Origin of the sequence: Microbacterium sp., from assembly GCF_035277845.1 — a bacterium.
Lineage (GTDB): Bacteria > Actinomycetota > Actinomycetes > Actinomycetales > Microbacteriaceae > Microbacterium.
This window is the reverse complement of the sequence record NZ_DATEJS010000145.1, coordinates 1-12,830: the sequence shown is the minus strand read 5'-3', so window position 1 is coordinate 12,830 and position 12,830 is coordinate 1. Positions and strand designations below refer to the sequence as shown.

Genomic DNA, 12,830 nt, shown 5'->3' with positions numbered 1-12,830 from the left:
TCGACGACGACGGGCTCCCACTGCGCGCCACCGAACCCGCCCTCGCGCACCGCGACGACCTCGACGCGCGGCTCGCCGCGCACGGCGCCGCGCGGCTCGACGTCATCGTGGTCTCCGCCGCGATGCTCGCCGTGGTCGCCGCCCGGGCGCTCGCCGCCGGCCGCACCGTCGGCCCGCACGAGCCGCTCTACCTGCGCGCGCCCGACGTCACGCCGCCCAAGCAGGTGGTGAGGTGACGGCGCCCGTCATCCGCCCCGCCACGCGCGCCGACCTCGACGCGATCATGGCGCTCGAGCGCGCCTCGTTCCCGACCGACGCCTGGTCGGAGGACATGATGCACGACGAGTTGGTTTCACCGTACGGCCGCTACTTCGTGCTCGAGGATGACGGTGCGCTCGTCGGCTACGGCGGCGTGCGGGCCCTCGCCGGTGCGAAGGACGCCGACATCCAGACGATCGCGATCGCCGAGGCGTTCCGGGGCCGCGGCGCCGGCCGCGCGCTGCTGACCACGCTGCTCGAGGAGGCATCCGCCCGCGGCGCCCGCGAGGTGTTCCTCGAGGTGCGCGCCGACAACCCGGTCGCCCAGAACCTGTACGTGCGCACCGGGTTCGTCGAGATCGGCCGCCGCCCCCGCTACTACCGCCCGGATGGCGTCGACGCGATCGTGATGCGCCTCGATCTGCGGCACGTTGTACAGGGGGATTCGCCGGGGCCCGGCCCGATCGGCGCCCGCCGCGACGATCCGCCCGGCACAACGTCCCACCCGGAGGAAGCACCGTGACCGCCGAACCCCTGGTGCTCGGCATCGAGACCAGCTGCGACGAGACCGGCATCGGCATCGTGCGCGGCCGCACCCTGCTGACCAACACCATCGCCAGCTCCATGGACGAGCACGCCCGCTATGGCGGCGTCGTGCCCGAGGTCGCCGCGCGCGCCCACCTCGAGGAGCTGCAGCCCTCGATCGAGGCCGCGCTCGCCGAAGCGCAGGTGAGCCTGGCCGATCTGGATGCCGTCGCCGTCACCTCGGGTCCGGGGCTGGCCGGAGCGCTCATGGTGGGCGTCGGCGCGGCGAAGGCGCTCGCGGTGTCGCTCGGCAAGCCGCTGTACGCGGTCAACCACCTGGTCGGGCACATCGCCGCCGACATCCTCGATCCCGAATCCGGCCCGCTCGAGTACCCGACCGTGGCGCTGCTCGTCTCCGGCGGGCACACGTCGCTGCTGCTCGTGCGCGACCTCACCACCGATGTCGAACTGCTCGGGGAGACCATGGACGACGCCGCCGGCGAGGCGTTCGACAAGGTCGCCCGCATCCTGGGCCTGCCCTATCCGGGCGGTCCGCAGATCGACCGCGCCGCCGCGACCGGCGACCCGGCGGCGATCCGGTTCCCGCGCGGGCTGTCCCGCGCGTCCGACATGGACGAGCACCGCTACGACTTCTCGTTCTCCGGCCTGAAGACCGCGGTCGCACGGTGGATCGAGCAGCGCGAGGCCGCCGGCGAGCAGGTGCCGATCGCGGATGTCGCGGCATCCTTCCGCGAGGCCGTCGTCGACGTGCTGGTCACCAAGGCGCTGGATGCCTGCGCCCGGTACGACGTGCCGCGCCTGCTGCTCGGCGGCGGCGTGATCGCGAACCGCCGCCTGCGCGACGTGGCCCTCGAGCGCGCCCGGGCGGCCGGGGTCACCGTGCGCATCCCGGACCTGAAGCTGTGCACCGACAACGGGGCGATGATCGCCGCCCTCGCGGCGGAGCTCATCTCGTCCGGCCGCGGGCCGTCGACGCTGGAGTTCGGTGCGGACTCCACGCTGCCGGTCACCGAGATCCAGGTGGCCTCCGCATGACCGACCCCGCCGAGCAGCCGCAGCCGCTGCCGATCCCGGAGCCGCTCGAGGTGCACCCGCCCGTCGCCGCGCGGACACGCCTGGCCGTGTGGGCGCTCGTGCTCGCGCTGCTGGGGCTCGTGGTCTCGTTCTTCGTGGGCTGGGGCTTCCCGCTGGGTCTCGCCGCGATCGTGGTCGCGATCGTCGCACTGCGCCGCCCCTGGGAGAGCCGCGTCGTCGCCGTGTGGGCGCTCGTGCTGGGTGTGCTCTCGGTCGTCTACAGTGCCGGCTGGCTCATCTACGCCGCCACCCTCACGGCCGCCGGCCGGTAGCTCCGCCGCTCAGATCCGGTCGCAGAGGATCGCGAGGCGCTTGCCTGCGACGCGGGTCACGATGAGCGTCGCGGACTCGTCGCCGCGCAGCTTGAGCTTGGTGCGCAGCACGGCGGGGTCGACATCCACCCCGCGCTTCTTGATCTCCAGCGTCCCGACGCCCCGGGCCCGCAGCGCCGAGCCGAGCGCCTTCACGTCGGCCGGCAGCACCTCGCGCACGCGGAAGGATGCCGCGAACGGAGACGTGGCCTCGCGGTCCCCGGTGAGATACGCGATGCCCGGCGCCAGCATCCCGGCGTCGAGCGAGCGGGCCACGTCGCCGATCAGCCGGGCGCGGATCACCGCACCGGCTGGCTCGTGCAGGAACGCTCCGAGTCCGCGCACCGGCTCGTCGTCGGCGTCGGCTGCGGCGGTCAGCTCGACGGCCTCCTGCCCGCGCGTCACGAGAGCGGCCCGGCGCACGCCGTCGCGGGCGAGGCGCCCCGACCAGAGCACGCACTCGATCGTCGAGCCGTCCGCGCTGATCCACTGCGCTTCGACGTCGTCGGGGATGAGGTCCCGGTCGAACGCCGGCCCGAGCTTGATCCCGACCGGCAGGCGCTCGGCGAGGGCGAAGCACCAGTCGAGCGAGGGCGTGTAGTCGGATGCCCGCACTCGCTCCGTCTCGGTGTGTCCCGCCGTGCGGCGGGCGGGGTCGAGCCACACCGCGTCGATCCCGTCGAGCGGCGTGTCCTCCGCGCGTGCGTTCGCGACCGTCACGTCGGAGCCGAACGGGGCGAGGTTGTAGGCCGCGAGCGCCGCGGTGATCGGGTCGGCGTCGACGGCGCGCACGCGCAGCCCGAGCCCGGCGAAGCCGAGCGCGTCGCCGCCGATGCCGCAGCCGAGGTCCGCGACCGACGCGATGCCGGCATCCCGCAGGCGTCCCGCATGCCGTGCGGCGATCGACAGCCGGGTCGCCTGTTCGAGGCCGGCGCGGGTGAACAGCATCCGCTCCGCGAACGGCCCGAACTTCGCCTGCGCCCGCACCCGCAGGCGGGCCTGCCCGACGACCGCCGACACCAGGTCGGGGGAGTGGCCGGCCGCCCGCAGCTGCGACACGGCACGCGCGACCTCCCCGGTCGACTGCAGCGCGGGCAGGTCGTCGAGCAGCCGCAGGGCCTCGGGCGTGAGGAGGGCGTCGAGCTCTGCGGCATCCATCCGTCCAGCCTAGGTCTGCGCCGCATGACGCCGGTTGGCACTCGCGTTGCATGAGTGCCAGCCGGTTGCCTACACTGGGATCAGCACTCGCCTATGCAGAGTGCTAACGAGTCTTCAATCTCACCAACGAAAGAGGTAGACCGTGTCGGTTTCCATCAAGCCGCTCGAGGACCGCATCGTCATCAAGCAGGTCGAGGCCGAGCAGACCACCGCGAGTGGCCTGGTCATCCCCGACACCGCCAAGGAGAAGCCCCAGGAGGGCGAGGTCGTGGCCGTGGGCCCCGGCCGCATCGACGACAACGGCAACCGTGTGCCGCTCGACGTCGCCGTCGGCGACCGCGTGCTGTACAGCAAGTACGGCGGCACCGAGGTCAAGTTCGGCGCCGACGAGTTCCTCGTGCTGTCGGCTCGCGACGTCCTGGCGGTCGTCGTCCGCTGACCCGACGGGCTCAGGAACCAGCGTTCCGGAAGGGGTCGGATGCTTCGGCATCCGGCCCCTTCTGCATGCCACGGGTCGCCTCGTGGACCGCCGGCCGGCACCGGTGCCGAGCGTAGGCTGGTGCGGTGAATCCCCTGTCCGGCGCCTCTGACCCGCGGTCTGCAGCGGTCCCGGACGGCACCGAGGTGCTCGGCACCGGCCCCGTCGCCACCGCACGCAGTGAGCGGGACCGCACTGTCGGCATCCTGTCCACGCTCGGCGCGTATCTGCTGTGGGGACTGTTCCCGCTCTACTTCCTCGCGCTCGAGCCCACGGGCCCGTGGGAGGTGGTGGCGTGGCGGATCGCACTGTCGTTCGTCTTCTGCCTGGTCCTGCTCACCGTCATGCGCACGTGGCCCAAGCTCTGGGCGATCGTGAAGCAGCCCCGGCTCATGGCATGGACGGCCCTGGCGGGCGTCGTCATCTACGTCAACTGGCAGACCTACCTCGTCGGGACCCTCACCGGGCACGTCATCGAGGCGAGCCTCGGCTACTTCATCAACCCGATCGTGACCGTCCTGCTCGGGGTGCTCGTGCTGCGCGAGCGGATCGGCGTCACCCAGTGGGTCGCGATCGGGATCGCCGGGGTTGCCGTCGTCGTGATCGTCATCGCATACGGCACGGTGCCGTGGATCGCGCTGATCCTGGCCGCATCGTTCGGACTGTATGGCCTCGTCAAGAAGCGCATCGGCACCGACGTGGATGCCGTCAGCGGCCTCACGCTGGAGTCGTTCTGGCTGCTGCCGGTCGCCGCGGTCGAATTGATCGTGGTCGGCGCCACGAACGGTCTGACCCTCGGGGCCACCGGCCCGCTGCACACCGTCCTGGTGCTGTTGGCGGGTGTCGTCACCGCGGTGCCGCTGCTCCTGTTCGCCGGCGGAGCCCGCCGCATCCCGCTCACCGTCGTGGGCCTGCTGCAGTTCATCACGCCGATCCTGCAGTTCATCGTGGGCCTGGTCTTCCTGCATGAGCCCATGGTGTTCTCGCAGTGGATCGGCTTCGCCCTGGTGTGGGTGGCGCTCATCGTGCTGACCGTGGACTCGCTGCGCGCCGCCCGTCATCGGGAATCTTCCAAGGTGCGCGGCGCTTAAACTCGTCAAGTCTGGAGTTCTCGGACCCGCCCCCTTGACGACCGCCCCGTCGCACTGTGCCACGAGCACTTGGAGAGATGCATGAACCAGCCCGATCCGTTCGGCTTCACCGGCCTCACCTATGACGATGTGCTGCTGCTTCCCGGCCACACCGACGTCATCCCGTCAGAGGCCGACACCTCGTCGCGCCTGACCCGGCGCATCACGGTGGCCACCCCGCTGCTCTCCAGCGCCATGGACACGGTGACCGAGACCCGCATGGCCGTGGCCATCGCGCGTGAGGGCGGCATCGGCATCCTGCACCGCAACCTCTCCATCGAAGACCAGGCGTCGATGGTCGACCGCGTCAAGCGCAGCGAGTCGGGCATGATCACCGACCCGATCACCACCACCGCGGACGCCACCATCGATGAGGTCGACGCACTGTGCGGCCAGTACCGCATCTCGGGTCTGCCGGTCGTCGACGACGAGGGTCGCCTGGTCGGCATCATCACCAACCGCGACATGCGGTTCGTGTCGGGCACCGCCCGCCAGACCACGCTGGTGCGCGACGTCATGACCAGCGAGAACATCGTCACCGGCAAGGTGGGCATCGCCGCCGAGGACGTCATCGCCCTCTTCGCCAAGCACCGCGTCGAGAAGCTGCCGCTGCTCGACGACGAGGGGCGCCTGGCCGGCCTCATCACCATCAAGGACTTCGACAAGAGCGAGAAGTACCCCCTCGCGACCAAGGACGACCACGGGCGCCTGCGCGTCGGCGCGGCCATCGGCTTCTTCGGCGACGCGTGGCAGCGCGCCGAGGCGCTGCGCGACGCCGGGGTGGACGTGCTCGTCGTCGACACCGCCAACGGCCAGTCGGCCGGCGTCATCGACATCGTCAAGCGCCTCAAGGCCGACCCGAGCTTCGCGCACATCGACATCATCGGCGGCAACGTCGCCACCCGCGAGGGCGCGCAGGCGCTCATCGACGCAGGCGTGGATGCCGTGAAGGTCGGCGTCGGCCCGGGCTCCATCTGCACCACGCGCATCGTCGCCGGCGTCGGCGTGCCGCAGGTGACCGCGGTGTACGAGGCATCCCTCGCCGCGCGCGAGGCCGGCGTGCCGGTGATCGCCGACGGCGGCCTGCAGTACTCGGGCGACATCGCGAAGGCGCTCGTCGCCGGCGCCGACACCGTCATGCTCGGATCCCTCCTCGCCGGCACCGACGAGTCGCCGGGCGAGGTCGTCTTCCAGGGCGGCAAGCAGTACAAGATGTACCGCGGCATGGGCTCGCTCGGGGCGCTGCAGACCCGCGGCAAGAAGACGTCGTACTCGAAGGACCGCTACTTCCAGGCCGATGTGCCCAGCGACGACAAGCTGATCCCCGAGGGCATCGAGGGCCAGGTCGCCTACCGCGGCCCGGTCTCCGCCGTCGCGTACCAGCTGGTCGGGGGCCTGCGCCAGTCGATGTTCTACGTCGGCGCCCGCACGATCGACGAGCTCAAGCAGCGCGGCAGGTTCGTGCGCATCACCCCGGCCGGGCTCAAGGAGTCCCACCCGCACGACGTGCAGATCATCGTCGAGGCCCCCAACTACAAGAAGTAGTCCGCCGGTCCGCCCCGCCGGTCCGCCGGGCCCTCCTCCCGCGAACCCTCATCCGAATACGCGAACCCTGACCGGAAGAGCCGGAAACGGCGTCTTTCGGTCAGGGTTCGCGTGTTTCGGTCAGGGTTCGCGGGAGGCGACGGCACGCGGCGCGGCAGCCTGCGCGGCGCTGCGGCCGGCGGGGAGCCACAGGGCCACCGCCGCGGTGGCGAACAGCACGCCCGCGCCGGTGAGCACGGCGGGCTGCGCGGCCGTCACGTACGGGGCCGGCATCAGCTGCCCGCCCGCGCCGAGGAACACGGCGGTGAGCACCGCGGTGCCGAGCGCGATGCCGATCTCGCGAAGCGTCGAGTTCACTCCGGACGCCTTGGCATGATCCGCGAGCCCCAGCGTCGCGAGCAGGGCCGTCGCCGATGGGGCGAACACGAGACCCATTCCGACGCCCGCCATGATGAACGGCGCCACCATGTCCGCGTACGGCGTCGTCACCGACATCTGCAGCGCGAGCCACGTCAGCGCGCCGCCCTGCAGCAGCAGGCCGGTCAGCATCAGGATGCGGGTGCCGACCCGCGGCGCCACGATGCCGGCCAGCGGCGCGACGATCATCGGCGCCATGGTCCACGGCGTGGTGCGGAGGGCCGCCTCGAACGGCGTCGCGCCCTGGACGACCTGCATGTACTGGATGAGGATGAAGACGGCCCCCATCGCGCCGAACGAGAACCCGAAGCCGACGACGTTCGTCACGGTGAACGAGCGGTCCCGGAACAGGCGCAGCGGCATCAGCGGGGCGCGGGTGCGCCACTCCCACAGCACGAAGGCGAGCACGAGGATGCCGCCGGCGACGAGCTCGGCGACGACCCCGAGGCTGTCCCAGCCGTCGTCGTTTCCGCGCACGATCGCGTGCACGAGCGCCAGCACGCCGGCACCGACGAGCAGCGTGCCGAGCACGTCGATGCGCGCCCGGGCGCCGAAGTCGTTGCGCAGTCCGTAGAGTGCGAGCGGGATCGCCACGACGGCCACCGGCACGTTGACCCAGAAGATGGCCTGCCAGCTCCAGCCGCTCATGATGGCGCCGCCGATGAGCGGGCCGGCGGCGACACCCAAGCCGGACACCCCGCCCCAGATGCCGATGGCGAGCGGCCGCCGCTGCGGCGACACCGCACCGGTGAGCAGCGCCAGCGACAGCGGCATCACGGCCGCGCCGCCGAAGCCCTGCACGGCGCGGGCCGCGATCAGCTGTCCGGGGTCGGTGCTCAGCGCGGCGAAGATCGACCCGGCCGTGAACACCCCGATGCCGAGCAGGAACACCGTCCGGCGCCCGAAGCGGTCGCCGAGCGCGGACAGCAGCAGGATCGCGCTCGCGAACGTCAGCGTGTACGCGTTCACGAACCACTGCAGCTGCTCCACCGACGCGCCGAGCTTGTCGTGCAGCACCGGCAGGGCGTTCGTCATGACGAGGTTGTCGAGCGTCGCCATGAACATCGGCAGGGATGCCGCGGCGACGACGAGGGCGAACGGCCGGCGGCGGGGAGTCGGGGGTGTGCGCCGGAGTGCGGCATCCGGCGCCGCGTGGATGGTGGTCATCGTCGCTCCTGAGAGGAATCCGTGATGGTAGTAATCGAATGATTACTTCGCTGGGATCGAATGTAGTAATCGACTGATAACATGTCAAGCATGAGTTCCCCGGTCACCGTCGACCCCGCCAAGCGCCTGAGCTCGGAGGAGCGTCGCGAGCAGATCCTGAGTGCCGCGCTCGCCGTGTTCGGCGCACGCGGCTACGTCGGCACGACCACCGACCAGGTGGCCAAGGCGGCCGGCGTCAGCCAGCCGTACGTGGTGCGGCTGTTCGGATCCAAGGAGACCCTGTTCCTCGAGGCGCTCGGCGAGGCGACCGAGGTGCTGCTGCGCGCGTTCCGCGCGGCGCTCGCGGACGACGACGGCACCCCCGTCGAGAAGCGCATCGGCACCGCGTACGTCGAGCTGCTGCGGGTGCGCGGGCTCCACCAGACGATGTCGCACGCGTACCTGCTCGGCAGCCACCCGGTCATCGGGCCGGCCGCGCGGCGCGGCTTCGCCAAGGTGTGGCGGTTCTTCCGCGACGAAGCCGGGTTCGACGCCGACAAGGCGCGCTCGTTCCTCGCCGAGGGGATGCTGATCAACACCATGATCGGCCTGCGTCTGGTGGACGACTACGGCGACGACGACAGCGTCACCGAGATGTTCCGCTCCTGCTTCCCGACCGAGCTGCCCAATGTGCTCGACGTCATCCCGCGCAGCGTCGACCCCTGGTGAGCCCGGCGCGGGCGCCTGATAGTCTGATCGGCTCCGCGCCCGACGCCGGGGCGGAAGGACGCCCACCGTGGGGTACATCGACGTGGCATCCGTCTCGTTCGCGCTGCCGGACGGCCGCCCCCTGCTCGACGACGTCTCGTTCCGGGTGGGCGAAGGCTCGACCACGGCGCTCATCGGCGCGAACGGCGCGGGCAAGACGACGCTCCTGCGCATGATCCGCGGCGAGCAGGCTCCGGATGGCGGGGTCATCTCGATCGACGGCGGACTCGGCGTCATGGACCAGTTCGTCGGCCACTCCCGCCCGGGCCAGACGGTGCACGACCTGCTGGTGTCGGTCGCGCCCGGCCGTGTGCGGCAGGCGGCCGCGGAGCTGGATGCCGCCGAGGCCGCCCTCATCGAGCACGACGACACCGACCGCCAGATGCGATACGCGTCGGCGCTGGCCGACTACGCGGATGCCGGCGGGTACGAGCACGAGCCGGTGTGGGATGCCTGCACCACGGCGGCGCTCGGGGTGCCGTACGAGCGGGCGCGCCGGCGGGAGCTCGAGACCCTGTCCGGCGGCGAGCAGAAGCGGCTCGCGCTGGAGGCGCTGCTGCGCGGTCCCGACGAGGTGCTGCTGCTCGACGAACCCGACAACTACCTCGACGTGCCCGCCAAGCGCTGGCTGGAGGAGCGGCTGCAGGCGACAGCGAAGACGGTGCTGCTGGTGTCGCACGACCGGGAGCTGCTGGCGCGGGCCGCGGACCGGATCGTGACGCTCGAGGTGGGCGGTGCCGGCAGCTCGGCATGGGTGCACGGCGGCGGGTTCCGCACATACCTCCAGGCCCGCGAAGACCGCATGGAGCGGCTCGACGAACTGCGCCGCCGGTGGGACGAGCAGCACGCGAAGCTCAAGACGCTCGTCGCGACGCTGCGGGTGAAGGCGGCGGCCAGCGACGAGTTCGCCTCCCGCTACCGGGCCGCGCAGACGCGCCTGCGCCGGTTCGAGGATGCCGGCCCGCCGCAGGAGCGCCCGCGCGAGCAGGAGCTGCAGCTGCGGCTGCGCGGGTCCCGCACGGGCAAGCGGGTGGTGGTCGCCGATGCCCTGGAGCTCCTCGGGCTCATGAAGCCGTTCGACCTCGAGGTGTGGTTCGGCGACCGCGTCGCCGTGCTCGGCTCCAACGGCTCGGGCAAGTCCCACTTCCTGCGGCTGCTCGCCGCCGGGGGAACCGACCCGGATCCGCTGCTCGGCCACACGACCACGGTGGGCAGCGGGCTCGACCCCGTGCCGCACGACGGACGCGTGATGCTCGACGCACGAGTCGTACCCGGCTGGTTCGCGCAGACCCACCGACAACCTCGACCTGGTCTCGGCGGAGGCCCTCGAGCTGGCACTCGCCCGCTTCGAGGGCACGGTGCTCGCCGTCACCCACGACCGCTGGTTCGCCCGCTCGTTCGACCGGTTCCTGGTGTTCGGCGCCGACGGCCGGGTGTACGAGTCGGACACCCCGGTGTGGGACGAGTCCCGCGTCGCCCGCACCCGCTGACCGCTTCCCGCGGTGAGACGAGCCCGCGCCGACGAGACGACGTCGGCGCGGGTCTGTTTCGTGGTGAACGACCGGTCTCGATGCCCACACGGGGCCCCGGATGCCGGGGAGGCGGCGTAGGGTCGGGGCATGTGCCGCAACATCCACACCCTCCACAACTTCGAGCCGGCCGCGACGTCTGAAGAAGTGCACGCGGCGGCCCTGCAGTACGTGCGCAAGATCGCCGGGACGACGAAGCCGTCGAAGGCCAACGAGGAGGCCTTCGACCGCGCCGTCGCCGAGATCGCGCACATCACCCAGCACCTGCTCGACGACCTGGTGACCGCCGCGCCGCCGAAGAACCGCGAGGAGGAGGCCGCGAAGGCCCGCGCCCGCGCGGTCCGGTCCGGGCGGTACGCCGCCGCGTGACGCTGCCGGGCGCCCTCCGCCGGGGTGCGCACAGACCCGACCGGTAGGCTGATCCCGTGAGCATGGACATCGAACTCGGCCGCGCCAAGCGCGCCCGGCGGGCATACTCGTTCGACGACATCGCGGTGGTGCCGTCGCGACGCACGCGCAACCCCGCGGATGTCTCCACGGCCTGGTCGATCGACGCCTTCCACTTCGACACCCCGATCATCGGCGCGCCGATGGACTCGGTGATGAGCCCGGCGAGCGCCATCCGTCTCGGCGAGCTCGGCGGCCTCGGCGTGCTCGACCTCGAGGGCCTGTGGACCCGGTACGACGACCCCGAGCCGCTGTTCGCCGAGATCGCCGATCTGCCCGGTCGCAGCGCGATCAGCCGCCTGCAGGAGCTGTACTCCGAGCCGATCAAGCCCGAGCTCGTGCGCGACCGCCTCGCCGAGATCCGCGCCGCCGGAGTCACCGTCGCCGGCGCGCTCACCCCGCAGCGCACGCAGGAGCTGTACGAGACCGTCGTCGCCGCCGGCGTCGACCTGTTCGTGATCCGCGGCACCACGGTGTCCGCCGAGCACGTCTCGTCGGTCGCCGAGCCCCTGAACCTCAAGAAGTTCATCTACGACCTCGACGTCCCGGTGATCGTCGGCGGCGCCAGCACCTACACCGCCGCCCTGCACCTCATGCGCACGGGAGCCGCCGGCGTGCTCGTCGGATTCGGCGGGGGCGCGGCATCCACCACCCGCGCGACGCTCGGCGTCCACGCGCCGATGGCGACCGCCGTCGCCGACGTCGCCGGCGCGCGCCGCGACTACCTCGACGAGTCGGGCGGGCGCTACGTGCACGTGATCGCCGACGGCGGCGTGGGCACGTCCGGCGACATCGTCAAGGCCATCGCGATGGGTGCGGATGCCGTCATGCTCGGGGTCGCGCTCTCCCGCGCCACCGACGCGCCCGGCCGCGGCTTCCACTGGGGAGACGAGGCGCACCACGCCAAGCTCCCGCGCGGCCGCCGCGTGAAGGTCGACCAGGTCGGGCCGCTCGAGCAGGTGCTGTTCGGTCCCGCCCAGGTCGCGGACGGCACCGCGAACCTCATCGGCGCGCTGAAGAAGTCGATGGCGACGACCGGATACTCCGACCTCAAGGAGTTCCAGCGGGTCGAGGTCGTCGTCGCACCGTACTCCGGCAAATGAGCTCGCCCGGCTCCGTACCCGACGAGGCGATCCCGGAGGTCTTCCCGCCGACGCTGCGCGAGGTCATGGTCCGCCCGAGGTGGATCGGGATGCTGGCGCTCTTCGTTGTCGTCGCGGGCGTGTTCGCGTGGCTCGGCCAGTGGCAGCTGGGCCGTGCCCTCGCGACGGGGAACACCGTCCCGGCGCAGCTCGAGGTGGTCAAGCCCATCGACCAGGTCGTGAAGCCCGGCCAGTACCTCGACGGCGCGCTCGTCGGCCAGCGGGTGTCGGTGAGCGGCTTCTACCTGCCCGGCGACTTCATCGCCATCTCGCAGCGCCTGAACGAGGGCGCCGAAGGCTACTGGGTGACCGGGCAGCTGCGCGTGGCCGGCACCGCCAAGCCCACGTCGATCGCCGTCGCGATCGGCTGGGCTCCGAGCAAGGCCAAGGCGACCGAGGCCATCGCCGCCCTGGACGCCCAGGCTCGCCAGCCCGTGCGCGTGGCCGTCACCGTGACGGGGCGCCTCGTCGCCGACGAGGGGCCCGTGGTGCCGCCGTCCGGTGACCCGCTCGAGCTGACCGTCATGTCGCCTGCGGCGCTGCTCAGCCGCTGGCACGACATCGCCGGCCTCGAGGTGTACCGCCCCTACCTGCTGAGCGACCAGGCGGAGGCGGGCCTCGCCACGATCTCCGCGCCGCCGCCCGCCGAGAACGGCGTCAACTGGCTGAACCTGTTCTACGCGGTGGAGTGGGCCGTGTTCGCGGGCTTCGCCTTCTACATGTGGTACCGCCTGGCGAAGGACGCATGGGAGAAGGAGTGCGAGGAGCTCTCAGGCGCCCCCACGTAGAATGGAGCCCATGGCTCTTGCCCCCAAACTGGCGACGTTCCCCGCCATCCGCGGCGCCCTGAAGTTCTACCAGGTGTGCTCGATCATCACCGG

The 12,830-nt window shown here is 71.7% G+C and carries 12 protein-coding genes and 2 pseudogenes; 12 read left to right on the top strand and 2 right to left on the bottom strand.

Annotated features, from left to right (window positions below; translation table 11 throughout):
* The 4 genes and pseudogenes from VJR25_RS06325 to VJR25_RS06310 all read left to right on the top strand — a co-directional run.
* Positions 1 to 236: pseudogene (locus VJR25_RS06325) on the top strand (tRNA (adenosine(37)-N6)-threonylcarbamoyltransferase complex dimerization subunit type 1 TsaB); the annotation flags it as partial.
* A gap of 47 nt (positions 237 to 283) precedes the next feature.
* Positions 284 to 781: a ribosomal protein S18-alanine N-acetyltransferase gene (gene rimI, locus VJR25_RS06320; protein WP_324113698.1), complete on the top strand. Its 498-nt coding sequence runs from the start codon at positions 284 to 286 to the stop codon at positions 779 to 781.
* A complete protein-coding gene (tsaD, locus tag VJR25_RS06315) occupies positions 778 to 1,839 on the top strand; it encodes a tRNA (adenosine(37)-N6)-threonylcarbamoyltransferase complex transferase subunit TsaD (protein ID WP_324113691.1) in 1,062 nt (353 codons plus the stop codon). The genes rimI and tsaD overlap by 4 nt, the downstream gene beginning before the upstream one ends.
* A complete protein-coding gene (locus VJR25_RS06310) occupies positions 1,836 to 2,150 on the top strand; it encodes a hypothetical protein (RefSeq protein ID WP_324113689.1) in 315 nt (104 codons plus the stop codon). The genes tsaD and VJR25_RS06310 overlap by 4 nt, the downstream gene beginning before the upstream one ends.
* 9 nt (positions 2,151 to 2,159) lie before the next feature.
* On the opposite strand, the gene VJR25_RS06305 is transcribed toward VJR25_RS06310, so the two are convergent.
* The gene (locus tag VJR25_RS06305; protein ID WP_324113687.1) at positions 2,160 to 3,347 is read right to left on the bottom strand and encodes a class I SAM-dependent methyltransferase; all 1,188 of its coding nucleotides are present in this window, start codon (positions 3,345 to 3,347) and stop codon (positions 2,160 to 2,162) included.
* 142 nt (positions 3,348 to 3,489) lie between these two features.
* On the opposite strand from VJR25_RS06305, the gene groES reads away from it, so the two are divergent.
* The 3 genes from groES (at position 3,490) to guaB (ending at position 6,500) form a co-directional block, all read left to right on the top strand.
* Positions 3,490 to 3,786 (top strand): co-chaperone GroES, encoded by a 297-nt coding sequence (gene groES, locus VJR25_RS06300; RefSeq protein ID WP_017203655.1) that lies wholly within the window; start codon positions 3,490 to 3,492, stop codon positions 3,784 to 3,786.
* Between the two features lie 185 nt (positions 3,787 to 3,971).
* Positions 3,972 to 4,916 (top strand): EamA family transporter RarD, encoded by a 945-nt coding sequence (gene rarD, locus VJR25_RS06295; protein ID WP_414683742.1) that lies wholly within the window; start codon positions 3,972 to 3,974, stop codon positions 4,914 to 4,916.
* A gap of 81 nt (positions 4,917 to 4,997) precedes the next feature.
* On the top strand, positions 4,998 to 6,500 hold the full coding sequence (guaB, locus tag VJR25_RS06290) for an IMP dehydrogenase (protein ID WP_324113665.1): 1,503 nt from the start codon (positions 4,998 to 5,000) through the stop codon (positions 6,498 to 6,500).
* A gap of 120 nt (positions 6,501 to 6,620) precedes the next feature.
* On the opposite strand, the gene VJR25_RS06285 is transcribed toward guaB, so the two are convergent.
* The gene (locus VJR25_RS06285; RefSeq protein WP_324113663.1) at positions 6,621 to 8,084 is read right to left on the bottom strand and encodes a DHA2 family efflux MFS transporter permease subunit; all 1,464 of its coding nucleotides are present in this window, start codon (positions 8,082 to 8,084) and stop codon (positions 6,621 to 6,623) included.
* Between the two features lie 81 nt (positions 8,085 to 8,165).
* Here VJR25_RS06285 and VJR25_RS06280 point away from each other — a divergent pair, with 81 nt between their 5' ends.
* The 5 genes and pseudogenes from VJR25_RS06280 to VJR25_RS06260 all read left to right on the top strand — a co-directional run bounded on the left by VJR25_RS06280 (position 8,166) and on the right by VJR25_RS06260 (position 12,737).
* Complete coding sequence (locus VJR25_RS06280; RefSeq protein WP_324113661.1) at positions 8,166 to 8,792, top strand: TetR/AcrR family transcriptional regulator; 627 nt, start codon at positions 8,166 to 8,168, stop codon at positions 8,790 to 8,792.
* 67 nt (positions 8,793 to 8,859) lie between these two features.
* Positions 8,860 to 10,321, top strand: a pseudogene (locus VJR25_RS06275) (ATP-binding cassette domain-containing protein).
* 129 nt (positions 10,322 to 10,450) lie between these two features.
* Entirely contained in the window at positions 10,451 to 10,729 is a 279-nt protein-coding gene (locus VJR25_RS06270) for a DUF2277 domain-containing protein (protein WP_324113659.1), read from the top strand.
* A gap of 62 nt (positions 10,730 to 10,791) precedes the next feature.
* Positions 10,792 to 11,910: a GuaB3 family IMP dehydrogenase-related protein gene (locus tag VJR25_RS06265; protein ID WP_324113693.1), complete on the top strand. Its 1,119-nt coding sequence runs from the start codon at positions 10,792 to 10,794 to the stop codon at positions 11,908 to 11,910.
* On the top strand, positions 11,907 to 12,737 hold the full coding sequence (locus VJR25_RS06260; protein WP_324113657.1) for an SURF1 family protein: 831 nt from the start codon (positions 11,907 to 11,909) through the stop codon (positions 12,735 to 12,737). The genes VJR25_RS06265 and VJR25_RS06260 overlap by 4 nt, the downstream gene beginning before the upstream one ends.
* Positions 12,738 to 12,830 lie beyond the last annotated feature (93 nt).

Excerpts from the sequence above, each read along its gene's own strand:
- VJR25_RS06280 (WP_324113661.1), top strand. The coding sequence starts at position 8,166 with ATGTCAAGCATGAGTTCCCCGGTCACCGTCGACCCCGCCAAGCGCCTG.
- VJR25_RS06270 (WP_324113659.1), top strand. The coding sequence starts at position 10,451 with ATGTGCCGCAACATCCACACCCTCCACAACTTCGAGCCGGCCGCGACG.
- VJR25_RS06285 (WP_324113663.1), bottom strand. The coding sequence starts at position 8,084 with ATGACCACCATCCACGCGGCGCCGGATGCCGCACTCCGGCGCACACCC.
- VJR25_RS06265 (WP_324113693.1), top strand. The coding sequence starts at position 10,792 with ATGGACATCGAACTCGGCCGCGCCAAGCGCGCCCGGCGGGCATACTCG.
- guaB (WP_324113665.1), top strand. The coding sequence starts at position 4,998 with ATGAACCAGCCCGATCCGTTCGGCTTCACCGGCCTCACCTATGACGAT.
- rimI (WP_324113698.1), top strand. The coding sequence starts at position 284 with ATGGCGCTCGAGCGCGCCTCGTTCCCGACCGACGCCTGGTCGGAGGAC.
- VJR25_RS06310 (WP_324113689.1), top strand. The coding sequence starts at position 1,836 with ATGACCGACCCCGCCGAGCAGCCGCAGCCGCTGCCGATCCCGGAGCCG.
- VJR25_RS06260 (WP_324113657.1), top strand. The coding sequence starts at position 11,907 with ATGAGCTCGCCCGGCTCCGTACCCGACGAGGCGATCCCGGAGGTCTTC.
- VJR25_RS06305 (WP_324113687.1), bottom strand. The coding sequence starts at position 3,347 with ATGGATGCCGCAGAGCTCGACGCCCTCCTCACGCCCGAGGCCCTGCGG.